Origin of the sequence: Streptomyces sp. ADMS, assembly GCF_033441795.1 — a bacterium.
Classification (GTDB): Bacteria; Actinomycetota; Actinomycetes; order Streptomycetales; family Streptomycetaceae; genus Streptomyces.
In genome coordinates this window covers 1-25,410 of record NZ_JAVFVX010000051.1, presented here as the reverse complement: position 1 = coordinate 25,410, position 25,410 = coordinate 1, and the positions used below count along the sequence as shown (strand labels likewise).

Sequence of the window (25,410 nt, the reverse complement as noted above, 5' to 3'; positions counted from 1 at the left end):
CGGGGCTCCTTGCATGAGTACACGGCAGTTACGGGATTCCCAAGCGCTCGAACAAACTCCTCAGAGAGAACTTCCTCCGCAAGGTCGGGCCCGGCGCACGGAGGGTTGATCGCTTCTCTGAACCGCCCGACCACAAACGCCGGCAGAATGCCTCCGTGCCTGCCCCTGACCCGTCTTCTCCCTCCGTGTCCGCCCGCATGAGCCGACAGAGTTCTCGCGACACGGCTCCCGAGGTCGCGGTCCGGCGACTCCTGCACGCTGCGGGGATGCGCTACCGGGTGAACGTGCCCGTGCCCGGCGCAGCACGGCGGACCATCGACATCGTCTTCGGCAAGACCAAGGTCGCAGTCTTCATGGACGGCTGTTTCTGGCACGGCTGCCCCCAGCACGCAACTCATCCAAAGGCGAATGCGGAGTGGTGGCGCACCAAACTCGACAGGAACATGGCACGTGATCGCGAGACGACCGAGCTCCTGCGTTCTGCGGGCTGGACTGTCCTGAGGTTCTGGGAACACGAGTCCGCCGAGGATGTCTCGCGCCGGATCGCCATCGCTGTGGCTTCCAAGCAGCAACCACTGGGTGGTCCCTGAATCAAACCTCTCAGCCCTGACTCGTCCTCCGCGGCGGGCAGGCATCGGCGGGTGCTCCGCCGCGAGTTCGCCATCGCCGGCGTGCAAATCGATCGGGGGCACTACTTTCCCCTATCCACACCCAACTCACCCAATAGTGTGTAGGTCCTGTACGACAATGACGTGCCGATGAGCGCCTCGCAGTGCTGTGCCATTCGTGAAGTGATCCACGAAGGCAGTAGGGCTCCGCAGTGCGAACGGCTTCGGCGAACGAGAGCGGGGAACGGTCGACTCCCATGACCGATGAATTCGACGACATGTACGAGACGTTCAAAGCACTCTTGGACTCGTTTCCCCCCTCGGAATCAGTCAAGCGACTGGAACAATTCGGGATCCATCCGGACGTTGTCCAGCAGATCCGGGAGCGTCACGAGCAGCAGACCGTCCGTATCAAGGAGCTCGAAGAGCCGCACGCGGTGGTCCTGGGCAACCGTGACACCTGGTACACGGGCCCGCAGGCCAAGGACAAGTGCTGGCCCGCCATCGTGGACCTCCTCGGCAAGGACGGTTGGCCCCAGGAACCCGCGATCAGAGCCCTGGACGACTCCTCCACCCGCGTCGTCTCGCTGCTGAACCACCCCAAGGAGAAAGCGTTCTCCACTCGCGGCCTCGTCGTTGGCTACGTTCAGTCCGGCAAGACGACCAACTTCACCTCGGTCATGGCCAAGGCCGCCGACCGCGGTTACAAGTTGTTCATCGTCCTTGCCGGCATCCACAACGGCCTCCGCCGACAGACCCAGGCCCGACTGGTACAGCAACTCGTGGAGCCGAACCCCTCGATGTGGTCCCAGTTGACCGGGCTGGACAAGGACTTCACCCCTCAGGAGAACCCGGCCTCGTACTTCGGGGGGAGCAACAAGACGCGCGTGCTGTGCGTGGTGAAGAAGAACGCGGCGGTTCTGCGCAAGCTCGCCCGATGGCTCGAAAAGGCATCGGACTACCTCCAGGACTGTCCGGCCCTGATCATCGACGACGAGGCAGACCAGGCCACCGTGGCCACATCATCGATCAACCCGCTGATCCTGGACATCATGGGCTGCCTGCCTAGATCCGCCTACGTCGGGTACACGGCTTCGCCGTTCGCCAATCTGCTGATCGACCCGAGTGCCGAGGACCTGTATCCCAAGGACTTCGTCGTCAACCTTCCGAAGCCCGAAGGTCACTTCGGCACGGAGGTCCTCTTCGGACGCTACGCGCTAGACGGCGAGGATCCGGAACAGGCCGACGACGGCTACGACATGATCCGTTCGATCCCGGACGAGGATGTTCCGTACGTGCGCCCGGAGACTCGGGCCGACGTCGAAGGGTTCGAGCCCTTCATCACCGACACGCTGCGCAGCGCGGTTGAGTACTTCTGGCTCGTCACGGCCGCCCGACGCGTACGCGGTACTGGCAATGAGCACAGCACGATGCTGATCCACACGAGCGTCAACACCGCAGTGCACAACAGCTTCAAGAGGCCTCTCGCACGTCTGCGTGAGCAGGCCTCCATGTCGCTGACGGACGCTGACTTCCTCGCTCGGCTGCGGGGTCTTTGGGAGCGGGAGACCCAACGCGTCCGGGCCGGGGACTTCGGTGAGACGAAGGTGCCGTTCGAGCAATTGATGCCCGAACTGTCCGGAGTCCTGGACAGCTGCCGCATCATCATGGACAACTCCAGCAGTGAGGACCGCCTCGACTACGAGAACGGTCCGGTTGTGGCCATCGCCGTGGGCGGTAACACGCTTTCGCGGGGCCTGACCCTGGAGGGCCTGTCGGTCAGCTACTTCGTCCGCGCCGTCTCGGCCTACGACACTCTGCTCCAGATGGGACGTTGGTTCGGCTTCCGGAACGGCTACGCCGATCTGCCCCGGATCTGGATGACGGACGAGTTGGCGGAGTGGTTCCGGCACTTGGCCACGGTCGAGACCGAGATGCGCCGGGACATCGACACCTATATGACAGAGGACGAAACACCTCTCACGTTCGCCGTCCGCCTGCGCACTCATCCCTCCCTGCGTGTGACCGCAGCCGCCAAAATGCGCGACGCCGTCACGGCAGCTTCGTCCTACGGCGGCAAGCGGGTCCAGACCCACTACTTCCACACCAACGCCGACTGGTTGGCCGGGAACATCGACGCGGCACGTCGTCTGGTCGCTGCCTCCGCCGCGAGTGCGACCAAAGTGGAACGGCGCCCCACGGACGGCCGCTACATCTTTCGCAACGTTCCCCACGACCTCGTGATCGGGTTTCTGTCGGCGTACAAGTTCCATGAGAAATCCCCCGAGAACGACGCGGATCTAATCACCGCATACATCCGGAAGCGAGTCGCCGCAGCCGGGTCACTGCGCCGATGGAACATCGCGGTCGTCGGCAACCCGAAGGGGGACGGCTTCACCTTTGCCCCCGGTGTGACTGTCGGGCGCAACAACCGTGCCCGACTCGCGGTCAGCAACGCCGACCCTGACTTCGCCGACATCAAGACCCTGATGAGCCGTCGCGACGCGGCGGTGGACCTGGCCGAGGGCACCTCGAAGTTGAACGAGAAGGGAATCATGGACAGGCGCCGTGTCGAGCTCCCGGACACAGGTCTCCTCGTTCTGTACCCCATCGACAAGGTGTCCGAGCCGGACCCCACGAAGACAGCGCGTGCGCCCTTGAACGCCGAGGAGCACGTGATCGGCGTCGGGCTGATCTTCCCCGAGCCTCGGGACAGGGACAGCGCGGTCGAGAAGTACATCTCCGCCAACCTGTCCGAGGTCCGGATCGAGGAAGAGGACTACAGCCTCATCGACAGCGAGGAGGCATGAACGACGACGCCCTCCGCAGACTCGTCGAGGAACGCTGGACGGCGCTGGAAGCCGAGCAGACCACGGGTGAACGTCGCCTGCGGGTCTCCCACTTGCCTGTCACCCGCGATAACGGCCCCCTGGCAGTAGGAGTGGACCACGGAGGACACCGCCATCTCCTGGTCCCGATCCACACACATCGAAAGATCCGTCCCGGCTTGGACGGACCGGTACTCCAGTTGCGTAAGCGGGCGCTGGAGGACGAGGACACGTACCAGACCTATGCCGATCTCGCGTGCTTGCGTGACGACCTCAGCGATCTGTTCACGGAGCTGTGCGTGGACGTGCTGGAAGCCTCGAAGGAACTGTCCGAGAATCCGGTTAAGGCGCTCTACCGAGTGCTCGACCGCTGGAGAGCACTCTTTCGAGCGCAGGAGGCTCCCCTTGGGCCCGAGCAACTTGCTGGTTTGTTCGGCGAGTTGACGCTGCTCAACCGCCTACTTGAGAAGGATTCGAGCGCGCACCGCCTCTGGCGCGGTCCCGAGGGACACTGCCATGACTTCTCGACTGGCGTCACTGCTGTCGAGGTAAAGGCAAGCACCGCATCTGAGGGCCGCAGACCACAGATCCACGGACTCGACCAACTCGAAGCACCAGGTGGCGGTGAACTCTGCCTGGTCTGGTTCCGTCTGCAACGCACCACGATGAATGGTTCCGGCACTGCGGTGGTGGAACTGGTCGACCGCGCGCTTCGACTGTGTGACGACGAGGGGGCTCTTCTCGAACTTCTCGCGCAAGCCGGCTACCGCCCTGCGGACGCCGATCGATACCACGACGTGCGCTTCTTGGTTAGCGAGGAGCAGTGGTACTCCGTGGGTCCCGGCTTCCCCGGGTTGACGGGCAGAGCGCTCGTCGCGGCGGGTGTACCGGTTTCGATACTGGACGTGGAGTACACCATCGACCTGTCCGGTGAGACTCCGGCGCCCATGGAAGCCGACCAGGTGTCCCGAGTGATCGACTTTATGATCCAGGAGTCCGTGTGACGTTGCCCAGCTGGTTTTCCCAGCCCTATCCTCCGGAAGGCGCGAGCGCCGCCGAGGGCATCCGCAACCAGCTCGGCCGGCCCGAACTCGACCTGCTCACCATCCTGGTCCGTGAGTCCGCCCAGAACAGCTGGGACGCCCGCCTCTCCTCTTCATCCGATCCCGTCGACTTCCGCATCGACATGCGTACAGTCGGTCCCGCCCACTCGGGCGCCTGGCGAGAACTGCTGCTCGACGGTGCACCCGACAACGCGGAGAATTTCCCACTGCGCGACACCCTCCGACGTGGCCAGATCCGGTTCCTGGCCGTCTCCGACCGGGGCACTCGCGGACTCGGAGGCCCCACCCGCGCCGACGATGCCGCGGGAACCGACCGTGACTTCGTCTCTTTCATCCGCAACATCGGCGAACCGCGAGACGTAGCACTGGGCGGTGGCACCTACGGCTTCGGCAAGGGCATCTTCTATCTGCTCTCCAAGTCCGGCACCGTCCTCGTGCACTCGCGCTGCCGAACCGCACTGGGCGGCCTTGAAACCCGGCTCATCGGCTGCACCTTGTGGAAGAGCTACAAGGCCACCGAGCCGCGGGGAGACCGCCGTTACACCGGTCGACACTGGTGGGGCGATACCTCTGGAGAGGTGGTCGAACCTCTGGTCGGCCAGCAGGCGGAGACGACTGCCCAGCGCCTGGGTCTGAGACCCTTCGGTCCCGACGAGACCGGCACGGCCGTTGTTGTCATCGACCCCAACCTTGACGACCTCGCGCCGAACGAAGCAGCCAACTACCTGGCTGAGACCATCACCTGGCATCTGTGGCCAAAGATGATCTCCGTGGGCAACAAGTCACCTGCCATGCGTTTTTCCGTCGCCTGCGACGGCATCGAACACCCCGTGCCCGATCCGCAGGAGATCCGGCCACTGAACATGTTCGTCTCCGCCTACGAGGCGATGACCGACTCGGCCGGCATTGATCTGGAGTGCAGGAGGCCCAGACGGCATCTGGGACGCCTCGGACTGGTCAAGCGGATTATGCCGCCGCTGGAACCGACGCGCGCGTCCCGGATTCTCGACATTGAAAACCTGGTCCACCACGTGTGTCTCATGCGCCCGGCAGAGCTCGTCGTCACCTACCGGCCCGGTCCGAAGCCTCCGAGCGAGAACCAGGGCTATGCCGGTGTCTTCCGAGCCGACGTGAGCATGGACGAGATCTATGCCAAGGCCGAACCGCCCACACACGACGCCTGGAACCCTCAGTCTCTCGAAAAGCCCGAGAGCACCTACGTGCAGACGACCTTCAGCCGCATCAACGAGGCGCTGGACAGCCTGCTCTCCCTCGGCGGAGTCGCCCGCCCTGGAGCCAGCAATGTCGCTCTGGGGGCGGCCAGTTCAATGTTTTCGGGCTTGGTGGGTGGCGCGTGGGGAATCGGCGGAGCCACCGCTTACGCCAAGCCCGGTAGCACGTTCACACGCGCCTCACGGTCTGAGGAGCTTGAGGGTGACGCCGCCTCTTCAACCGCTGGCCGTCCCGTTCCGAAAACACCGTCTGGTAAGGAGCAGTCCGCAGCCGGTGATGCGGTCGGTTCAGGCGGTTTCGACACCGACCGGCAATCGTTCGACGGCGTGCCGGAACACGGCGGAACCGACATGCCACGACGTCGTCCGCGCGTGCAGTATGTCGGCGATCCCTACTACGACGATCATGACGACGCCTCTGTGCTGGTCCAGGAGTTCCGGCTACCCGTCCCAGGACCCCAACGGGTCCGGATCGATCTTGCCGTGACGCTTCCCGGTTCGGGCGGACGCGAGACCGATCCGCCGATCGGGGCGAGCATGCCTGTGCTTCTCGGTTGGGAGGACGGCAACGGACTCGTGCACCCCTCGGAGACGTGTGTGATCGAGGGCGGCGAGGCCGTCTGGCGTGCGCTCGTGCGTCCGGCACCGGACACCATGACCGAGATCGGCATCAAGGTCGAGGCGGTGAGGGCTTCGTGACACGGCGCGCCCTTCCGTATCGCTCTCCTTCCGAAGACGTCGTTGTCGTCGAACCCTGGCGGTTGGTGACCGAGGACGGTGAAATTCCCGTACCCGACGCCCTGCCCGACTGGGACTACCAGATGGACCTGCACCTACGCAGGACCGTCCGAGTCGATCTGCGTCGGGCCCGCTCTCAGTCCGGCCTTCCGACCGATGCGGCGCTCATGCTCGCGGCCGTATGGACGGCAACCGGTTCCAATCTCAGCGGGCCGGCGCAGCACGTACGGCTGACCGACGACGACATGCGCAAAGTGGACCTGGATGTGCGACTGCGTGGTGCAGATCTGGGCGGTTTGCTCCTCCTGGACACTGCCCTCGTTCTGGCCGAGCAGCGGAGTGACGCCCGCCCCTCCTCACCGCGTCGGGCAGGCTCCGTACTGTGGAGCGATCGGTACACGTTGCGGCTCCAGGGCGATGCACCACAGTTCCCGATGGCTGTGATCGACTTCGCCCGTACTTCCTTCCCCGACAGCGCGGCCTGGCACCTTCAGATCAGCGGCAGCCTGGAGAGCGCCACCATGGGGGCTCTGCTATTGCTGATCAACGAGCGGAACACGGTGACGGCAACCGCCTTCAAGAACGCGGGCAAGCCCGGACCAGTCGACCGGATCGTGCTCTCCGCGGTGTACGCGGATGCCGCTCGAACCTTGATCGAGCACGCCCTGGGAATGGACGACTTCGCTGAGGACGGCGAATTTCCGGACGGTTCACTGGGCGCCACCTTGGTCAGCCTGTTCGACCAGTTGTTCCCTGGTCAGTCGATCACTGACATTCGGCTGCGCCGACACCAGTCACCTGCCCTGTTCGCCTCGGATCTGCAGGCGGCGGTCAAGATCTTCGAGGTGTCACGATGAGTTTCCTCTACCCTCGCTTGCTAGCCGAGCAGGCCAGACCGCTGTTCGAGGAATACCGGCACCTGTCGATAGTCGAACTGACCGGTCGAGCAACTGTCTCCCATGAGTCCGCCGTGTATGTGGCCACCGGTGGAGACCGGATCTCGGCCGACCGGCTTCGAGAGCTGCGGACAGGTGTTGTCGACCTCGCCGAACGAGCAGGATTCCCCGACGACTCCGACCGTACGCGCAATGCCGAGTTTGACCTCCGTCTCGCCGCTCTCCTGCACTCCGAGACGGGCATGGTGCCGGCCGAGGCAGCCTCCCGCGACGTCTGGGCCTTTCTGGCACTCGTCCTGCTTCCTGACGTGGCTTTCTGGCGTTATCCCCAACCGCCCAAGGATCGCGTTCTCGGTACGGACCTCACCCGGCACGCGTTCGGTCGGTTGTGGTGGCGAGCTCAGCTCGTACGCTCTCCCGACGCTCCGGAGCCGTACAGCGCCCTCAACATCCTCGGTGAGGCCGCCTTCGACCAGATCTACGCGCGCCGGGCCGCACTTGGCGGGAGTCCCCACCTGGTGCGCTCCATTCTCCGCGTCTGGAACGACCTGGACCTGGCTGGGCTCAACGAGCGCGACACCCTTCGTGACTTCCTCAAGAGGTTGTTGCGGCTCGCCCCGTTCGTGCTCTTCGACGGCATCGCGGAAGATGCCCTGGACGACGAACTACTCGCTGTCGCCGGGGAGTCCGTAGATGCCCAACGACCGACGCCTTCTCCCCCGGTGGCCGACACCACGCGGTCCGGACAGACCGCTCCGGTTGTCGTCGAACCGGCCATCGCCGCATCCCAGGAGGCGGAACCACTACCTCCCGTCTCTGCCCTTGTAGTCGAGTCCCGTCGCTTCAGGTCGGTGGAGATCTGTGCCGGAGCCGGAGCGCAGGCACTCGGACTGGAGCGAGCCGGGTTCGACCCGGTACTACTCGTCGACAGCAAAGCGGATGCCTGCTTCACTATCGACCTCAACCGGCCCGCCTGGGACGTGGTTTGCATGGACGTTGTCCAGTTCCACCCGAACATGCGGCAGGAGACGCTGGGCGTCGACCTGCTCAGCGGGGGACTCCCGCGCGTGAAGTCCACGGCGACCGTCGGTCGTACCGAGGACACGGAGGAGCGCGGAGTCCTCCGGGCCTCGATCGGACTGGCTTGTGTCATACGGCCGAAGGCCGTGCTGCTGGAGAACGTCCCGGACCTGGTCGAGAGCCCGCACTTCGAGGCCGATCGTTTGTGGATCGAATCCGCATTGCGGGATGCGGGCTACCGGTCGAGTTGGCGAGTCCTCAATGCGGCTGGCTTCGGTGTTCCGCAGAACCGCAGTAGCGGGTTCCTGGTCGCCCTGCAGGAGCCGTATTTCTCCCGCTTCTCCTGGCCCGAACCAGAGCGGGTGCTGTCACCGACCGTTGGCCAGGTTCTCGGCCCGTCCATGGCCTCACGCGGTTGGCCCGGCGCGGAACGCTGGATCAAGGGCGCGGGCAGAATCGCCCCGGCACTCGTCGGCGGCTCCGATCGACGGGGCGGCGCCGACCTCGGTCCCACCGGCAGCAAGAAGGCGTGGGCTGCACTGGGTGTGAACGGCAACAGCCTCGGCGATGAACCCCCGGGAGCCGACTTCCCCTCGGACGAACACCCCAAGCTGACCGTTGATCAAGCCGCGATGATCCAGGCAATCCCGGAGAACTGGCGCTTCTTCGGAGGAAAAACATCCAGATATCGCCAAATTGGTCATGCTATGCCACCTCCTCTCGCCACTGTTCTGGGCCGAGCCATTGCAGTCGCCCTGGAAAGCTAAGATCGCCACATGTACAATCGCCACCCCCTCGACCCCGAACCCATCAGCGTCGTCGACCTGTTCTCCGGCTGCGGTGGCTTCACACAGGGGTTTCACGAGTTCCGTCCCGAGGGTGCGGAGGACGGTGGCCCCGTCTTCCGCAGCATCGCGGCAGTCGAGCACAACGCCGCAGCGGTTGCCACGTACGCCGCGAATTTTGGCAGCGCACGGCCCGACAAGGCGTTCCCGCAAACCGTCGTCCACTTCGGCGACATCGAGAAGTGGGAACCGACCCCTGAGGCCCTCCACGCCGATGTAGTGGTAGGAGGGCCTCCCTGCCAGGGCTTTTCGGCCTTGAACCGCGCCAAGAAGGGTAGCGATCGCAACCGGTTGTGGGAAGAATACGTTCGCATCGTCGCCACGATTCGCCCGAAGGTCTTCGTCATCGAGAACGTCGACCGCTTCCTCAAGTCCGACGAGTTCGGCAACCTGCTCAGCCAGGTCGAGGAAGGCGGCCTACTGGCCGACTACGAACTTGTCGATCCCCCTGGTCACGAACCGACCGACACCGTTGAGCAGAAGAACAAGCGGTATTTGCTCAACGCCGCCAACTACGGGGCAGTCCAAGCGCGTCGACGAGCGATCGTCATCGGAGTGCTCCGCGACGACAACAACGACAACGAACGCAGGATGACATACCCCTCCGCGACTCATGTCCGACGCCCGAAGGGCAGCGCAGGCTTCCCGGCTCAGCCGCTCGAAGGCGTCGATGTGACGCCCTCGTATTGGCGAGCAGTGAAGGGCGTGTTCGACGAGTCGGCCGAACTTGAGATCCGAGGCACCGAGCTGCCGGACGGCAAGGACCACATCCCCGAGGTGGACGCCATGGTCCCAGGCATCTTCACCACTCGCGATCTGCACTTCGGGCGCAACCCGGAACCCCTCTCGAGGGCCCGCTACCGCGCCATCCCGGAGGGCGGCAACCGCAAGAACCTGCGTGACAAATGGTACACAGTGGATGAATTCGGCGAAATCCATCTCTTCAATACCCCGGTGCCCACCGGCGTGAGGACACCGGTCGACTACCTCTCGACCACGAGTTGGGACAACCACAACACCGGCACCGGTGACGTCATGGGCCGGCTACGCATGGAGGAGCCCTCGGTCACCATTCGGACCGAGTTCTTCAAACCGGAGAAGGGCCGCTACCTCCACCCAACCGACCCCCGTCCGATCACCCATTACGAAGCCGCTCGCATTCAAGGCTTCCCTGTCGACTTTCGCTGGTGCGGGTCGAAGACAGAGATCGCCACCCAGATCGGCAATGCCGTGCCCATCCCACTCGGGAGAGCGATCGGCGAGGCAATTCACGCGTACCTGCGCGGATGACCCCTTGAGCGGGAAGCTGAAGCATAGATCCTGCCGGACTTGTGAACCTCCTCCGAGATCGCAGCGAGGCTGCGTCTCGCGCCGTGTCGCTCTTCACACCTCGTCCGCTTCGAAATGCATCTGGGCACGGTCCAAGACATCATCCGCATCACGGCCGTGCGCCCGGAGCCAGTGGAGAAGGTCAGCAATGGCGCCGATCACCACCTCCTCCGCCGTAGCCGTACTCAGCCGACCCGTGCTGGCTGCGGTCGGCAGTTTTGCCCCGCAGTAGAGACCAAGCAGGCGCTCCGCCCTCGTCACGTGAGGCCCCCTGCGATGGCCGCTGGGCGAGGTCAGGCCGGTGGAGAGCTCGCACCACGTCACCTTCTGGTCAGCAAGAAGCTGGACACCCCACCGGTCAGCAGTGCAAGTTACGAGCTCCATACCGCGCCCCGATTCGGAGTTGACGTCCTCATCAAGGAGCGTGGGCAGAGCCCGAGTGTCGGGGTCGTGGACCTCGATGCGCAGGTGGGTGCCCTTCATGGAGACCGCGAGGGTCGTGGGAGTGCCAGGACCCACGTGGGTGATCACGTTGGACACGAGTTCGCTGACGCAGAGTTGGGCCGCATCAACGAGCTCGTCCAGGCCCCAGAGCCCCAAGTGGACCCGCAGTACACGCCGTAGGCCTGCCACTTCCTCGGGCTCCGCCAGAAAGTGAAGGTCCCACGGCTTTCGTGACATACACGCTTCCCGGATCACGAAGACCCCTCTCGTCGCATGCCATCTCCCCCGACCCGGCTTGATCAGCGGAGCGCTACACGCACTCACAGTGAGTCGCGTCACTGGAAGGATGACCTGAGCGCATCCCTTCATGCAATGTGCACGGCGGGATTCCCACTTCCGAGTGATTGGCAGGCGGCCCTCTTGGCGCAAGACTGAACGCCCGCTATCCGAAAGAAGGTTGAAGTGGCCGGTTCACCGACGGCACGCCGTCGTCGTCTCTCGATCGAGCTGAAGAAGCTCCGTGAGAGGAGCGCGTTCACCTGCGCCCAGGTCGGCGAAGCGCTGGACTGGAGCGGCTCCAAGGTCAACCGGATGGAGACGGGCAGCGGCAGGGTCCAGCCGTCCGACATCGATGCCCTGTGCCGGTTCTACGGCACCAGCGACGAGCTGCGCGAATTCCTCAAGGCGCTGGCCCGACAGGCCAAGACGCGTGGTTGGTGGCAGGTGCACGGCGCCGGTGTCCCGGAGTGGTTCAACATCTACATCGGTCTGGAACAGGACGCCTCGACGCTCCGCCAGTACCAGTGCGAACTACTGCCGGGCTTGATGCAGATCACGCCCTACACGGCCGAACTCCACAAGACCGGCGCGCACATGTCCGCCGAGGACATAGACCGTGCGGTCCGTGTACGCATGGAGCGCCAAGCCATGCTGACGCAGCCCGGCGCCCCTGACGCGTGGTTCATCGTGAACGAGGGTGCTCTGCGCAATGTCATCGGCGATCGAGCGTTGATGCGGGAGCAGCTTGAACGCGTCCTGGACGCATCCGAGTTGCCGAGCGTGACCTTGCAGGTCCTGGCCTTCGACTCGGGCACCTACCCGGCCACCGGCTCGTTCACGATGCTCGGATTCCCCGATCAGGCGGACCCGGACATCGTGTACCGGGACGGCATCACCGATGCCGTCTACCTTGAGGGCGAGCATCATGTCCGTGAGTACACCCGGGCCTTCGACGGGCTCAGGGCTGCCGCCTTGAGCCCTCAACGTTCCGGTCAGCTGATCAAGTCCGTTCTGAAGGAATACGCAAGATGAGCATTGCGGGATCCGAGGTCGACGACCTCCCTACGTGGTTCACCTCGTCGTACAGCAACGGCGCGGGGGGCGAATGCGTCGAGTGTGCGCTCACTAGTGACGGCGCCCTTGTCCGTGACTCCAAGAGTGGCGGAGGACCTGTGATCGCCGTTCAAAGTCAGGGCTGGAAGACCTTCGTACGAGCGCTGCTCCAGGGGAATTTGGAGGGCTGACCAAGGAAGGCTCGTACGTCAACGGCGCTGCGCAGCAACCACGCCCGCGTGATCCGTATGTCCCACACCGGAAGGCAGCCCGCTGTGCCCGCCCCAAGCCTGCTCGCAGTCTTCGCCCACCCAGACGACGAGTCCCTGTCAGCAGGCGGCACCCTCGCCCGGCACGCAACCTCTGGCGCCCGTACCGCAGTTGTCACCGCGACCTGGGCCGCAGACACCCAGCGCGCCGCAGAGCTGGCCGAGGCGCTGCGGATCCTCGGCGCCGGCGCGCCGCGGATGCTCGGCTACGCCGACGCCCGTGTGCCGCAGTCGGCCCCGGGCAGGATGCGGTTCCTCGACGCCCCGCTCGACGAAGCAGTAGGTCAACTGGTCGCGCACATCCGGGAGTTCCGCCCGGAGACCGTGGTCACCCATGACGCGTACGGCGGGCTGACCGGCCACGAAGACCATCTGCACACGCACCGGGTGACCCTGCTCGCGGCCCAGGCGGCCGGGCTTGAACGGCTCTACCCGGACGCCGGTGAGCCCTGGCAGCCGAGCGCCCTGTACCTGGCCACGCACCCGCACTCGGCCATCCCGGTGTGGGGCGGACAGCTGGCGCCTACGGGAAAGGCGATGCGCAGCGTCCCGGACGAGCTGGTCACCGCGACCGTCGATGTCAGCCCCTGGCTGGAACAGAAGGTCGCCGCCGTGCTGGCCCACCACACCGAAGTGGAGCGGGGAGCCGCACCGGGGCTGATCGCCGGCCTGTCCGCCTCCGAGCGAGAACGGCTGCTCTCCACCGAGTGGTACATCCGCCACATCCTCGTCTCCACGGTGGCCGCGCAGACAGAGCTCACGGCCTGAGCGTGGCAGCCGACAGCACCGGGGAACGGACGACCAGCGCCGAGGACAGATGCACCCGTAGGCCCATAGGAAGGGCAAGAGACCGTGTGGTGAGGCCGGGGCGCCCCGGATTCCGTCGATCCAGCGCCCCGGCCTCAGGTCAGACAGTGCTCCCACCGCAACAGAGGTTTCTCCCCGGTCCAAGCCGAGTGGCCCTCGGCGGTGACCTTCTCGCCACCGATCCAGTACGTGTGGGCGCGCTCGGTGATGTGGACCCGTACCGTGCTGATGTCGGGTCGGCCGGCGTCCTGCCAAGCCGTGAGGGTCTGCTCAACGTCGTCCCAGAGGGCAACCGGACCTCCCTGACGAACCGTCCAGCCCGAGGCCTCCTCCGTGAAGGCCGCGAAGGACTCCCGTTCGGGGTCGAAGAGGTACAGCAACTGAGCGCCATCATTGCCCGTGGCTCCAACGAACTGGGCTCCAGACGCCGCGAGTTGGGCAAGGAAGGCCGGCATCCACTCGTCCAGCAGACGGGGAGCCACCTTCGTAGGACGTTCGGTGTCCGGGTATGCCGTACGGGCCGACAAGTCCCCCGCCAGCGGTGTGGTGGCCTGTGAGCGGGCCTGCATGAAGGATGAGCGGCCGATGATGCGTCCCGTCGCCGAGCCGTCCTCGTTCACGGTGACCTTGGCCAGGCCTGTTCCGTAAGGCCAGGATCCGACCGTGGCGAGGATGATTCCGCCGGGCTTGGTCTGGCGGACCCAGGTGTACGGGATGCGGCGTACGGCGCAGGTCGCGATGATCCGGTCGTACGGAGCACGGGCCGGGTGGCCGAGGAGGCCGTCGCCGGTCACCGTCCAGGTGGAGTAGCCGGCCTCTTCGAGGGCCGCGTCCGCGCGGGAGGCGACCTGCGGGTCGACCTCGACCGTGGTGACGTTGTCCTCGCCGAGACGGTGGCACATCAATGCGGTGGAGTAGCCGGTGCCGGTGCCGATCTCCAGAACCATGTGTCCGTCGTCCACTTTCAGGTCCTCAAGCATGCCGACCACGGTCACGGGTGTGGTGGAGGAGGACGTGGGGACCCCGGTGACGGGCCCGGCTGCCTGGTCAGCGGTCACATGGCCGTCGAGTTGGGTAGCGAGCGACTGATCGTCGTAGGCGATCTCCAACCACTCCTGCAGGTCTGCGCCGAGTGCGGTCACCGGGCGCCAGTGCCCGGCCTCGGACGGGAGGAACACTCCAGGATTGAGGAACAGTTCACGGGGGACGGCTTCGGCCGCTGCTCGCCATTCCGGGCTCTTGAGAGCTCCGGCCGTCTCCAGCCGATCGGCGAGCGTCCGTCGCTGAGGGGCGCTATGGGGCAAGGACATCGACGTCTCCTTGAACGAGCAGATCGGCGAACGCGGCTGCCATCTCCAGCCCCGTTCTCTCCTCCAGCCATCCCCACTGACCGTTGGGGTTCAGCTCCAGCCAGTGGAGTTCGCCTGCGTGGTCGACGGCGAGATCGAAGGAGCCTGAGGCGAGTCCGAAGTGATCGAGGTAGGCGCACAGACTTTTCTCCAGGCGGTCCGGCAGATCCACCACGCTGTAGGTAAGCGCACTGTAGTCCCGGCGCCAGTCCAGGAGGTCGGAGTCGATCCAGACGGCGAACACACGCCGTCCGACGATCAGCACGCGCAGGTCCGCCGCCTTGTCCACGCGTGCCTGGAACAGGTGTGGGGTGACTCTGAGGGTGTCGTCCAGTTCGTCGGCCTGGACCGGCTCCGCCCATGACGTGAGGCTGACGCCGTCTCGTTGGTACGGGGTCCATCGGAGCGTCTTGCAGATCACCTGGCCGTGGTCCCGGATGAAACGGCGCGCCTCGCCGGGGTCGTTCGTCACGAGTGTCGGCGGCACCGTGAGGCCCGTCCGGTGGGCGAGTGCGAGTTGCGCGGGCTTGTAGTCGGCGGCGGCGTTTCTGAGCGGGTGGTTGACCCACAGGCAGTTTCGTATGGCGTGGAGGGTGCCGCCGAGTCCGTATCGAACCTGGGCGGCTGCCCACCCCGCGTCGGCATCCGGAAGATGCCCGAACCCGGGCCAGGCGGGCCGACGCCAGTACACGGCTCGTACGCGTTCAAGGTCTACGGTCCTCGACGAGGTGCGGAGTTGCCCGGTCATCGGGGTCGAGCCGACGCCGAACCGTGCCGAGATCGTCAGGTCCGTTCCGATGTCTGCCGCGTTGAAGCGAACCACGGGCACGCCCCGGCGGTTCAGGTGAGTGATCACCATGTCGGCGGTGACATCGGCCGCTTCGGTGAGCACCAGTACGGGCTCTTCCTCTGCCATGGTCGTCAGTCCTGCTGACTGTCCTGGTCGTGGCCCTGGTCGGACTGCGAGTCGAGGTTGGTGGCGGTGGACGTGGCCGTGGCGGAACTGGTGCCGTGCTTGCCCATCTCCACGACCTGTCCGAAGCGATCGCGGAACACACCAGTCTGTGTGGTGGGATCGATGGTGACGGTGGTGAACGGCAGCTTCAACGTTGTCGGATACGGGGCCAAGCGGCCAACACCCCACGGGCGGGCGGGGCGGAGCTGATCGGCAGTGGGGTGGACGGTCATGGTTCCTCCTTTAGCCAGCCGCTCAGCAACAGCGTTGACCAGTAGTGACAGGTGGGTTGTGTCGCGCTCTGTCTCCGAGGCGAACCGGGGCGCGTACTCCGCCAGCCGTTCCCCGATCCACGCCGCTGCCTCCTTCGGCTCATCCCATGTGCCGCGGACCAGCGTTCGGGATTTCACCAGCCAGTAAGACGCCTCCAGCGGTGGCAGATCCACCACAGGGAACTCTGCGGCCATCTCGCGGTATCGCTGGATCAGTTCCGGCAGGTGATCATCGCCAAAAACGGCTCGTCGACGCTCCCAGGACTGTCCGAAGTCACGCGAGACCCGCATCGTCATCACGGACCGGTCGGCGGAGAGCTCCGCGTCTGTTCTCTTGCTCATGACTCGTGTGCCTGTGTGTGATGGTGACGCAGCTTCACGTTCATGTCGGATACGGCGCTGAAGTCGCCTGTGGACCGCGCGTTGCCTCGGGCCACCGACAGCGACAGGCAGTCGGAGCAGCCGGGTCTGGGTGACGGTTCGCGCGGCAGCTCGGAAAACTGCCTCCTTGTCGTGGACTTGGCCTCAGGATCCGAAGTTCTCTCTTCGCTCTCCATGACACCATCTTCGACGGGTCGAATAAGCGTCTCTAGCCTGTTTCCTGTTTCCGCAAGAAGTCGTCACGGATACCCTCGACCAGACTCCGCATGTCATCACCGGACAGCGCCACCTGTACGAACCCGTCGAACTTTTCGACGTAGATTCCTACATCCCTGGGGTCCGTTACGACCACTTCAGCATGGACCGTTTCTATCGTGACCATTCGGTCGTCTCGGATGACGAACGCGTGATTCGCGATGTCGTGCTGCTGAATCCGTAGAGGGACCACGCGTATGTCCACATGAGGGAGCCGCGACATGGAAACGATGCGATCGAGTTGTGCGGCCATCATCTGAGGTGGGACGATTCGCCACCGCAGGACGGGTTCCGTGATGATGAACCGCAGCGACTTGGAGTTTTCGTACAGGACCGCTTGACGTTCAAGCCTTCCGTTGATTGTCCGCGTGAGAGCGTCTTCACTCAGGTCATGGCGACGGAGAACGGCCCGAATGTACTCCGGCGTCTGAAGCAGGCCGGGTACCAGCGCCGGTTGGAACAACCTCAGCATCGACATCTGAGCCTCAAGGGCCTTGGCTGCTTGCTGGCCTTTATGGATGCCGATCCGCTTCAGGAGGCGCCACGCGGTTGCTTCCGTTGCTGACGCTCGTGCGGCCTCTGTGTACTCCGCTTTGACCTCGGCAGAGACACCGAGGGCGGTCAGGATGCGCTCAACGTCCGTCGCGCTGGCTGCGAGCCTTGCATTTTCGATCTTCGACAACTTGGACGGGGACATGAGGGCGCTGCGGGCCACTGCTTTGGCTTCCTTGCCGGACGCCACTCGCAAGGCCCGCAGCGCGGATCCAAGCTGTGCTCTGTTCACGTCCTGTACTTGGCCCACCAATCAATGAACGGCTCCGCGTGTGCGAGTGCCGTCTCACGGTGGCGGATGAACTCGGCTGTTCTTTCCGGCGACAGGACTTCCGCGCCCACGAACTTTCCGGCTCCGTCGTAGTTCATCAGGGCTACGGACTCGGAGTCGAAGGACCAGAAGTCCGGCACGTTCTCGAGGGGGTTGGGCCTTTCGGTGGTGTCGAGGATGAAGAACTCCTCGCCCCCAGACATGTTCTTCTGGTATCCCCACCCGAGTTCGAACCTGAGGTAGTCCGTCAGCGGGCGCGACAGAACGTGTACCCGATAGATCCGCTTCCCTTTTTCGGTGTTGGAGCGCAGTTCCTCGACCCAGCCCGCGTTGTAGTCGTCCGGCTGTGGCTCTCCGGCCAGGAACGCGTGATAGGCCTCCACGTTCCCGGACTTACTGTAGTCGTCGAGCGTTTCCAGACGGAATGCCTCCCGCTCGAACGTGTCGAAAAGGTCCCCGAGAGTCCTAGATGAGGTTGTCACGGATGGCCTTCTGAATCAGTTCCACCGGAATCTCGACGAGGGTTTCGTGAGCGGGAATCTGAAGCCCGTGGTCGGTCGGCGTCTCGCCCTGCACCAACAGGGTGCCGCGATCCGTGGCGTAGATCGTCGGGCAGTCCTTGAGGTCGCACGTGCTGACCAGCTTGGTGACCTTCAACGTCCGGGTTCCCCTCTCCATGCCGCTGCCAGTTCTCCGCGTTGACTCGATGCTCCCGAGGCCGAGGCACACGGGTCAAGCGATCACGCTTGACGGAACGGGAAACCGCGTAACCCGCCCTACGTCGGCGCCGCCTGCGGCTCGGGCGCCTTCCGCGACCGCCCAGAGCCATCGTTCGATCCCGCCGTGTCCGGCCGGGGGAATGCGTAGCTGCTGGGGAAGTCGCAGACGCCGACTGTCACCTATGCCTCCGAGGGCGTTCCGTCCGCCTTGATCCGGCGGAAGCCGAGGTACTTGACGAGGGTTTCGGGCAGCAAGACGGAGCCGTCGGCCTGCTGGTGCTGTTCGAGTACGGCGGCCAGGGTGCGACCGATAGGCAGCCCCGAGCCGTTGACCGTGGCAGCCGGGGTGGGCTTGCCGTTCTCGTCGCGGGTGCGGATGCCGGCGCGACGGCCCTGGAAGGTGCCGAAGTCGGAGACCGACGAGATCTCTCGGTAGGTGTTCTGGCTGGGCAGCCAGACCTCCAGGTCGTACGTGAGCTGTGCGGAGAAGCCGGTGTCACCGGCGGTGGAGAAGCCCGGGAAACCGCGGCTAAGGCTCTGGCCAGCTGGGCGGACAAACTGCCCGTCGCTGTCGAGCCAAAGCTCTGAGGCGAGGAAGCAACCGTCTCAGCGAGCCCGAGCGGATCGACTGCGCTCTCAACGTCGCTGGGCGGCGACCGCACCCGCGCACGTCTCTCGCGTCAGGTCGTCCGGTCCGACGCCAAGGCCAGAGAAAGTCGCGCGGATGCCGTCAAGGCCGCGTTCACCTCGGACTCGTCGCCCTCCTCGCCGAGCGTCTCGACCTCAAGGAACGCGCCGTCGACCTCCGGAACCCGTACCAGCGTGGCCGGCAACTGTCGGCCCGTACACCTCGAACTCGTAGTTCCCGCAAAGCTTCTCGAGCGCGATGGCCTCGACATACCCGAGTCGCGCAGGGGGGGTGTGGAAGAGGAGACCCGGCCCCTGGTCCGCCAGCTCTGCTGCCGGTTGTCCAATATGGGCGGGGACATCGCTTGAGTGCACTACCGCTCTGCTCCATGCTGCTCGCCCCCCGTGTCCTCGACGCCGCGCCGCGCGGGGCACCGCTGCCCGGACGCACCGCAGTCCACGCCTGGGACAGCCCGTAGCACGGTCCGCAGTCTGTGCGTAGCGCCTATTCGAGACGGCCGATGGAGATGTCCGAGGGGCCTCTCGGTGGCAGGGAGAGGGGAACCAGGGCACGCTCGCACCTCATGCTGCAGGGCGGCTTTGTGCCGAGGGTGGCCATGGGGGACATGAGACGGAAATCCAGCAGAGAGTCAGAGGTGATCCCGCATAAAGACGGCCAGCTTTATGCTCTCTGGCGATCAGACATTTCCCAGTCGGTGATGCCACAATCAGCGGTGTAGCAGACAGGGGGACGACACATGGCAACACCCCGTCCAGGAAGGCCGGCGATTCAGCGCCTGCAACTGCGCACCGAGTTGCGAAGAGCCCGCAAGGAACTTGGGCTCACGCAACGGCAGGTGGCTGGGGCCATGGAGTGGTCACCGAGCAAGTTGTTGCGTATCGAGGCAGGCGAAGTAGGCATATCCATCCATGATCTTCGTCCGCTACTGAGCCTGTACCGGATCAGCGACAACGGGACCGTCGAGCGACTTCTCGGCTTGGCGCGCGGCAGTCGGAAGATGCCGTTCACCGAGTACCGGGACATCTACGGACCGCAGTTCCTGAGCTTCTTGGCCATGGAATCATCGGCCTTCGTGGCACGGGCATTTCAGCCGCTCACAGTGCCCGGCCTGCTGCAGACGGAAGAGTACGCCGCGGAGATGATCCGGGCGTACAGCTCGGACGAGTTTTCCGCACCCCAACTGCAGCGCATGCTCGAAGGCCGCATGCTGCGCCAGGAAACGCTGGAACGCGATGACGGCGAGTCCTACTTCATCCTGGACGAGGCGGTACTGCGTCGACAGGTCGGTGGGCCGAGAGTGATGCGCATGCAGCTTCGCCGACTCGCGGAGCTCGCTGCGCATCCGCGTCGCCAGATCATGATCTTTCCTTTCGGTAGCGGAACCCCCGCGTCTCAAGGTCCCTTCACCCTCTTCGAGTTCGAAGAGGGTATGCAGCCGTTCGTCTACCTGGAGAACCTGCGCGGTCCCGCTGACGTCAGCACGGCCACCGAGGAATTCGTCAAACATCTGGAAGTGTTCTGGGAACTGGAGGAACGTTCCATCAGGGGTGACGACGTGCCCCCGATTCTGCTGCAGATGGCCGAACACATCGAAACAGAGCCGCACGACCTGGTGCTCCCACCCCCCACAGCACCGTCGCAGGACGTCTGACATCACACCCCTGCCCGCCAGGACACGGCCGTGCCCCGAGCCGGCTTCGTACGGGATCCGCGTACAGGCGAGCGGGTGACACTCCCCGGCGCCCAGCAGTCAGGAGGGGGCGCATGGAAGCAGGATGGGGCTCATCAGCCATCATGGCCGGACATGACTGTGGCTCCGCTTCAGCGAAGCCACAGCGGGGGCAGAACCGCTGCAACGGGATGCGCCCCCATGCTGATCGCCCGGGCCACCGGAGACCAGCGTGTGTACCACGGTCGCGCATCCCCGGCGCGTTGGCAATCGTTGCTGGTGAACAACGCCCCAACTGGCCGACCGGCGAACCGTATGTACAGGGTGTGCTCAGCCCGGCCGGTTCATAAACCATCAATCTGATAGGTAGCATCTGGCCAGATCGCCATCAGCAGCACATCCGAATGATTCAGGTATTTCTTCTCGGCCGTGCCGGATTTCCTTATTCCGCGTCGGTGGCAACCATAGGCGCATGAATGATCAAGCAACGGGCCGGGCATTGGCCTTGCAGGCAGTTCACCGCCTGCAAGCGGTGCAACTGTGTCCCATAAAGTCCCGGGCCATCTGGAGTGCACCCGTGTCCGACCACGAATACCTTCCGGAGAATTCCTCAGAAGACACCCACCGCATAACCGATCTACCACGCGCCCACGTCATCGCGGCCGCAATTGTCGCAGTGGCAACACTGGCCGCGGCCATCATCATTCTCGTCATGGTGCCTGGCGAGTCCGGCCCGACAGCGGCAGGAGCCGTCGCCACCGCGGGACTGGCCCTCGCCGGACGACTGGGGAGCCCGCCCCGCTGACCCACCCGCACCAAACTCGGACGCTGCGGGAACCGGCGCCACATCACCGGCACCCGCAGCGACTTTGTGTCTCCCTCACCTGCCAGCCGTGGCGCGCCCCTGTTCACTCGGTGCGGCCAGGAAGAGACTCCACGACTGGACCGTGAAGGCCAGCCGCCCCCTGGACGTGTCCTTCGTGTCGCGCACCAGGACATCGCCACCCTCGATCCGTGCGATCTCAACACACTGATTGCCTTGCATGTCGCTGTAGGAGGACTTCCGCCACGACCACGAGGGACCCATGCACGCGCCTAACTCTCACAGTCACCACACGGCATTGTGCGTGACCACCCAATCGCCCGATTTGCCTGCTCCGAGGCGATATGAGCCTATATGATCGGCGCTTTCCCTCACAAACGGCTCCCACACACTCGCCGCATCAGGAGAAACTCCACACGGCGTTGAGAGGTTACCGTCGCGCCCTGCCTCGCGCAGTCATCAGCGAAAGATCGTCCGTATCGAGTACGTGATGGCCGCCTTCGTTCCATCCTGCATGAGTGTCCATGGAGTCATCGGGCGCCCACTTGACGTCGTCAGCACCCGTGAGCGGTTCAAATGGAACTCCTGCGGAGGCTCCTCGTGGCGGCTCGGCTTGACGACCGTCAGCACTACCGAACGCCCAGCGACTGTCTGGCAGTTGGAAGGTCGCCGCCGTGCTGGCCCATCGCACCGAGGTGGCGCGGGGAGCCGCCCCCGGGCTGGTCGCCGGGCTCTCCGGCGCCGAACGGGAACGGCTGCTCTCCACCGAGTGGTTCATCCGCCACGACCCCGTGCCCGCGGCGGCAGCACAGACAGAACTCATGGTCTGAGTACGTCTGACAGGGAGACACCTTCCTGCCGGTCGCGCCTGCGGAACCGTTTCAGCGGGTGCTGTGTCCTCCATCACAGGTGGTTCCACGCCACGGAACCACCCTTAAGGGGGATGGCTATGGGGCAAGTACGCGAGGGGGCACGGTTAGGGGCTTGGGCTGTCGTCGGGGTCATCGGCCTGGCGGTGTTGTACGGGATAGGGGCGTTCGCCTTCGGCGGCGCGATGTGGATCACCGCGCCGTTCCGCGGTGAGGTGGACAAGCGTGAGAACACCGTCGCCTCGGGCGAGTTCCGGCAGACCACGTACGAGGAGTTCTTCGATCTGTGCGAGGCCGTGCAGAACGCCGAGGGGACGATCCAGGTGCTCCAGGAGGAGCGGAAGGCCGCTTCGGAGACTCGCACGACGCAGATCGACCAGTCGGTCACCGCGCTGAAGGTAACGCGGATCGAGTCGGTCAACGCCTACAACTCGAAGGCCGCCCAGGAGCACCGCGCGCCCTTCCATGACAAGGATCTGCCGTACCGGCTGGATGCCGGCGCCGAGCGCACGACATGCACCAACTGATCCCCGTCTCATCCCGGGAAGAGGGCAGAACGGCATGAAGAATCTCGCACGCATGGCCCTGGCCGTCGTTGTCGCGCTCGTTGTGGGCCTCGCCCTGACGTCCTGCACCGACGACTCCAGCCAGGACAAGGAGAACAAGGCCAAGCAGGACAGCTACGACCGCCTCGTGGCTCTGCAGCCGGCGGGCCGCATGGAGTACTCGCCGACCCGCGAAGCGATCAACCAGTGGGTCAGGACGTGGGGGCAGCGGGGCAAACTCTCGTACGTCTACATCCAGAACGCCAAGGGCGAGTACGGGTACTTCATCATGAAGGGTCTGCCGGTGCCACGCTGCAAGATGCTCACTCCGACAGAGAGGGTGGAGTCCTACACCGAGGGCGTCGCGGTCCTCTCACAGCCCGGCATGGACGGCGCCTACACGACGGGTTCCACCTGCAACGCCTACTACGGATTCGACGCCACGACAGGCGCGTACATGGAGTTCACGGTCGGCACGAACCAGTCGTTCTTCCTGTTCGACAAACCCATGACGATGCCGGAGTACGCCAGTGCCAGGCAGTTGGGGCCGACCTCGGTGAAGGACGTCGAGAAGCAACCCTGAGCGGTCGGAGGCCGGTTGGAAGAGTTCCGGCCCCCGTGACCGCACGAAGGATTGCGAGAAGGCACATCTCTGACTCAAGGTGGTGAGGGCGGCCGGGGCGTGGTGGTGGTCCCGCCCACGCGGGCCTCGACGCACTCCCGTTCGCCGTCGGCCGACGCGGGCATGAAGCAGGCGCGGACCGTGCTGCCGGGGTGGGCCGCGGTCATCTCGGTGAAGACGTAGGTTTCCGTGTCGGTCCTGTCCTCGACGCGCACGTCGTGGGTCGGGCCGCCCGCGGTGACCTCCACCCGGTCGCCGATCCGGGTCCCCCAGGTCCGGGCCCAGCTCGCGCCGCACTTCTCGCTGTAGCGCAGCTCCACGCGGGCGCCGGTGGCGGTGCGGTACGTGGTGAGGGACTCGGGGCTGATGCCGCAGATCAAGCGCATCGGGTCCCGGCCCTCGCAGGCGGTTCCGTGGCATTGGGGGGCGAGAGAGAACGGGGCGGAGGCCGACAGCGGTTCGTCCTCCGGGGCCTCCCTGTCCGGTGGCAGGACGAGCACCAGTGCCACACCACCGACGATCACGGTGTACGCCGACGCCAGCACCACCATGAGTCTGCCCCCGCGCCCGCGCGGCCGCCTGGTTTCGAGGGGCCGGGGCGGCTCCTGCGGCCGCGGCGGCCGGGGCTCGTCGGCGGCAGGGGCGGGGACCGCCGCGCGTCCGCTCCAGTCCGACTCGGCGATCTCCCACAGGGCCAGCAGCCGCCCGCCCGGCTCGTTCGCGACCCGGCACAGGTCCTGTACGGCCTGACGAGGGGGCAGGCTCTTGCCGTTGAGGTAGCGCTCCCAGGAGGACTTGCTGTACGCCGTGCGTTCCGACAGCGCCGCCAGGCTCAGACCCGTACGGGCCCGCAGCTCCCGCAGTGCGACGGTCAGCCGGGTGCGTTCCGCGGTCACTTCGGTGCCGCCTCCCGTAGGGCCTTCCAGGTGCGCGGGCCGATGACACCGTCCACGACCAGCCCGTCCCGTGTCTGGACGCGCTTGACCGCGCGATGTGTCTTCGGGCCGAAGACGCCGTCGATGTCTCCCGGGGAGAAGCCCGCCCGGCGCAGCAGGCACTGCGCCTCGGCCACTTCCAGCCCGATGTGGGTGTAAGCCAGGATGGTGTTCGTGGTACGGCTGAGGCCCGCGTACCAGCGGCCGTCACGCTGCTCCAGTCGGCAGGTGTAGATGACCGGCACCATGGACTCCGACACGACGGCCGGGGTCGCCGCGACCGTATCGGCGCGGTCGTGCGCGAGCTGGGTGCGGGCGTCGGCGAGCCGCACCGCCAGCAGGAGCGCCGCGGAGACGGACAGCACCAGGGCCACCGCTCCCGCCGTGACCGCGGCGCGCAGGTAACGCCCGTACGGCTGCTGCTCCGTGGGAGCGTCGTGCGGCGTCACCGGGGCGCTCTCCGGGGTGCCCTCCGGGGCGCTCTCCGGGGCATCGGTGGTGACCACGCGTCCCTCCGCCCAGCGTTCGGCGGCGATCTCGTGCAGCACCAGCAGCCGGGCCGGATCGTCACCGCCGATGCGGGCCACCGCCTCGACGGCCTCCCGGGGCGGCAGTGACCTGCCGTTCAGATACCGCTGCCACGACCTCGCGCTGTACCCGGTCCGTGCGGCCAGTTGACGCGTGCTCAGTTCGCTGCGGTCCTTCAGTTTGCGCAAAGGCACGATCAACTGGCGGACGTGTGGATGCAGTTCAGCAGGCAGCTCTTTCCAACGCGACATGTTCCCCCGCTCCCGTCAGGGACCGCTGGTCCGGCCCCCGTATCCCGGTCTCATTCTGCATCAGCCGTCACGGCGCTCACGGAACGGCCACCACTCCCGTGCAGAATCGGCCGTCCCCGCTCACGGTCGTCCCGCCGTACCGACTCGGCGGGCGACATCCCCGCAGGTCAGGGCATGGGGCGCCCCGGGATGACGCCACTTCCGCGTCAACTGTGGCCGGACGTCACGCCGAACCCGCAGTCTCGTTCCGGAGCCGGCCGGTGCGGTCGGCTCCGCTCATCGCACGTCAACTGAGGAGAACAGCATGCGAGCTCTCACGAAGGCACTCGTCAGTGCCACCGCCGCGGTCGGGA

25 protein-coding genes and 2 pseudogenes are annotated in these 25,410 nt (G+C 65.4%); 14 read left to right on the top strand and 13 right to left on the bottom strand.

Going from position 1 to position 25,410, the window contains the following annotated elements:
- Positions 1–197 precede the first annotated feature (197 nt).
- From RB628_RS22475 to RB628_RS22445, 7 genes are all read left to right on the top strand, one after another.
- Positions 198–590: a very short patch repair endonuclease gene (locus tag RB628_RS22475; protein WP_318322306.1), complete on the top strand. Its 393-nt coding sequence runs from the start codon at positions 198–200 to the stop codon at positions 588–590.
- 275 nt (positions 591–865) lie between these two features.
- Positions 866–3,418 (top strand): Z1 domain-containing protein, encoded by a 2,553-nt coding sequence (locus RB628_RS22470; protein ID WP_318322305.1) that lies wholly within the window; start codon positions 866–868, stop codon positions 3,416–3,418.
- Positions 3,415–4,440: a PD-(D/E)XK motif protein gene (locus RB628_RS22465; protein WP_318322304.1), complete on the top strand. Its 1,026-nt coding sequence runs from the start codon at positions 3,415–3,417 to the stop codon at positions 4,438–4,440. Before RB628_RS22470 ends, RB628_RS22465 begins: the two co-directional genes overlap by 4 nt.
- On the top strand, positions 4,437–6,431 hold the full coding sequence (locus RB628_RS22460) for a hypothetical protein (protein WP_318322303.1): 1,995 nt from the start codon (positions 4,437–4,439) through the stop codon (positions 6,429–6,431). The genes RB628_RS22465 and RB628_RS22460 overlap by 4 nt, the downstream gene beginning before the upstream one ends.
- Before the next feature lie 206 nt (positions 6,432–6,637).
- Positions 6,638–7,327 carry a hypothetical protein gene (locus tag RB628_RS22455; protein WP_318322302.1) on the top strand — a complete coding sequence of 230 codons (690 nt, stop codon included), beginning with the start codon at positions 6,638–6,640 and terminating at the stop codon, positions 7,325–7,327.
- Complete coding sequence (locus tag RB628_RS22450) at positions 7,324–9,153, top strand: DNA cytosine methyltransferase (protein WP_318322301.1); 1,830 nt, start codon at positions 7,324–7,326, stop codon at positions 9,151–9,153. The genes RB628_RS22455 and RB628_RS22450 overlap by 4 nt, the downstream gene beginning before the upstream one ends.
- Positions 9,154–9,162: 9 nt before the next feature.
- A complete protein-coding gene (locus tag RB628_RS22445; protein ID WP_318322300.1) occupies positions 9,163–10,521 on the top strand; it encodes a DNA cytosine methyltransferase in 1,359 nt (452 codons plus the stop codon).
- A gap of 93 nt (positions 10,522–10,614) precedes the next feature.
- Here RB628_RS22445 and RB628_RS22440 read toward each other — a convergent pair whose 3' ends face one another.
- Positions 10,615–11,241 (bottom strand): ATP-binding protein, encoded by a 627-nt coding sequence (locus RB628_RS22440; RefSeq protein WP_318322332.1) that lies wholly within the window; start codon positions 11,239–11,241, stop codon positions 10,615–10,617.
- Between the two features lie 225 nt (positions 11,242–11,466).
- Here RB628_RS22440 and RB628_RS22435 point away from each other — a divergent pair, with 225 nt between their 5' ends.
- The 3 genes from RB628_RS22435 to RB628_RS22425 all read left to right on the top strand — a co-directional run bounded on the left by RB628_RS22435 (position 11,467) and on the right by RB628_RS22425 (position 13,373).
- Positions 11,467–12,315 (top strand): helix-turn-helix transcriptional regulator, encoded by an 849-nt coding sequence (locus RB628_RS22435; protein WP_318322299.1) that lies wholly within the window; start codon positions 11,467–11,469, stop codon positions 12,313–12,315.
- Positions 12,312–12,527: a DUF397 domain-containing protein gene (locus tag RB628_RS22430; protein WP_318322298.1), complete on the top strand. Its 216-nt coding sequence runs from the start codon at positions 12,312–12,314 to the stop codon at positions 12,525–12,527. The genes RB628_RS22435 and RB628_RS22430 overlap by 4 nt, the downstream gene beginning before the upstream one ends.
- Before the next feature lie 84 nt (positions 12,528–12,611).
- Positions 12,612–13,373 (top strand): PIG-L deacetylase family protein, encoded by a 762-nt coding sequence (locus RB628_RS22425; protein ID WP_318322297.1) that lies wholly within the window; start codon positions 12,612–12,614, stop codon positions 13,371–13,373.
- 134 nt (positions 13,374–13,507) lie between these two features.
- Here RB628_RS22425 and tgmC read toward each other — a convergent pair whose 3' ends face one another.
- From tgmC to RB628_RS22380, 9 genes and pseudogenes are all read right to left on the bottom strand, one after another.
- On the bottom strand, positions 13,508–14,722 hold the full coding sequence (tgmC, locus tag RB628_RS22420; RefSeq protein ID WP_318322296.1) for an ATP-grasp peptide maturase system methyltransferase: 1,215 nt from the start codon (positions 14,720–14,722) through the stop codon (positions 13,508–13,510).
- Positions 14,706–15,677, bottom strand: a complete 972-nt coding sequence (gene tgmB, locus RB628_RS22415) for an ATP-grasp ribosomal peptide maturase (protein ID WP_318322295.1) — start codon at positions 15,675–15,677, stop codon at positions 14,706–14,708. The genes tgmC and tgmB overlap by 17 nt, the downstream gene beginning before the upstream one ends.
- Positions 15,678–15,682: 5 nt before the next feature.
- Positions 15,683–15,949, bottom strand: a complete 267-nt coding sequence (gene tgmA, locus RB628_RS22410) for a putative ATP-grasp-modified RiPP (RefSeq protein WP_318322331.1) — start codon at positions 15,947–15,949, stop codon at positions 15,683–15,685.
- Positions 15,944–16,210: pseudogene (locus RB628_RS22405) on the bottom strand (hypothetical protein); the annotation flags it as partial. The gene tgmA and the pseudogene RB628_RS22405, both read right to left, overlap by 6 nt.
- A 367-nt stretch (positions 16,211–16,577) precedes the next feature.
- Positions 16,578–17,408: a helix-turn-helix transcriptional regulator gene (locus RB628_RS22400; protein ID WP_318322294.1), complete on the bottom strand. Its 831-nt coding sequence runs from the start codon at positions 17,406–17,408 to the stop codon at positions 16,578–16,580.
- On the bottom strand, positions 17,405–17,929 hold the full coding sequence (locus RB628_RS22395) for a DUF6879 family protein (protein ID WP_318322293.1): 525 nt from the start codon (positions 17,927–17,929) through the stop codon (positions 17,405–17,407). The genes RB628_RS22400 and RB628_RS22395 overlap by 4 nt, the downstream gene beginning before the upstream one ends.
- Positions 17,913–18,104, bottom strand: coding sequence for a hypothetical protein (locus RB628_RS22390; RefSeq protein WP_318322292.1), 192 nt, complete (start codon positions 18,102–18,104; stop codon positions 17,913–17,915). Before RB628_RS22390 ends, RB628_RS22395 begins: the two co-directional genes overlap by 17 nt.
- 242 nt (positions 18,105–18,346) lie before the next feature.
- Positions 18,347–18,670, bottom strand: a pseudogene (locus tag RB628_RS22385) (aminoacyl--tRNA ligase-related protein); the annotation flags it as partial.
- Between the two features lie 176 nt (positions 18,671–18,846).
- On the bottom strand, positions 18,847–18,999 hold the full coding sequence (locus RB628_RS22380; protein ID WP_318322291.1) for a hypothetical protein: 153 nt from the start codon (positions 18,997–18,999) through the stop codon (positions 18,847–18,849).
- 552 nt (positions 19,000–19,551) lie between these two features.
- On the opposite strand from RB628_RS22380, the gene RB628_RS22375 reads away from it, so the two are divergent.
- The gene (locus RB628_RS22375) at positions 19,552–20,466 is read left to right on the top strand and encodes a helix-turn-helix transcriptional regulator (protein ID WP_318322290.1); all 915 of its coding nucleotides are present in this window, start codon (positions 19,552–19,554) and stop codon (positions 20,464–20,466) included.
- Between the two features lie 898 nt (positions 20,467–21,364).
- On the opposite strand, the gene RB628_RS22370 is transcribed toward RB628_RS22375, so the two are convergent.
- On the bottom strand, positions 21,365–21,571 hold the full coding sequence (locus RB628_RS22370; RefSeq protein WP_318322289.1) for a DUF397 domain-containing protein: 207 nt from the start codon (positions 21,569–21,571) through the stop codon (positions 21,365–21,367).
- A 410-nt stretch (positions 21,572–21,981) separates the two neighbouring features.
- Between RB628_RS22370 and RB628_RS22365 the strand changes: the two genes are divergently transcribed.
- The 3 genes from RB628_RS22365 to RB628_RS22355 all read left to right on the top strand — a co-directional run bounded on the left by RB628_RS22365 (position 21,982) and on the right by RB628_RS22355 (position 23,304).
- The gene (locus RB628_RS22365) at positions 21,982–22,137 is read left to right on the top strand and encodes a hypothetical protein (protein WP_318322288.1); all 156 of its coding nucleotides are present in this window, start codon (positions 21,982–21,984) and stop codon (positions 22,135–22,137) included.
- 119 nt (positions 22,138–22,256) lie between these two features.
- A complete protein-coding gene (locus RB628_RS22360; RefSeq protein WP_318322287.1) occupies positions 22,257–22,703 on the top strand; it encodes a hypothetical protein in 447 nt (148 codons plus the stop codon).
- 34 nt (positions 22,704–22,737) lie between these two features.
- Entirely contained in the window at positions 22,738–23,304 is a 567-nt protein-coding gene (locus RB628_RS22355) for a hypothetical protein (RefSeq protein ID WP_318322286.1), read from the top strand.
- Positions 23,305–23,378: 74 nt separating this feature from the next.
- Here the strand turns inward: RB628_RS22355 and RB628_RS22350 are convergent, their stop codons facing one another.
- A complete protein-coding gene (locus tag RB628_RS22350) occupies positions 23,379–24,239 on the bottom strand; it encodes a helix-turn-helix domain-containing protein (protein WP_318322285.1) in 861 nt (286 codons plus the stop codon).
- Positions 24,236–25,057: a peptidoglycan-binding protein gene (locus tag RB628_RS22345; protein ID WP_318322284.1), complete on the bottom strand. Its 822-nt coding sequence runs from the start codon at positions 25,055–25,057 to the stop codon at positions 24,236–24,238. Before RB628_RS22345 ends, RB628_RS22350 begins: the two co-directional genes overlap by 4 nt.
- Positions 25,058–25,410: the final 353 nt, after the last annotated feature.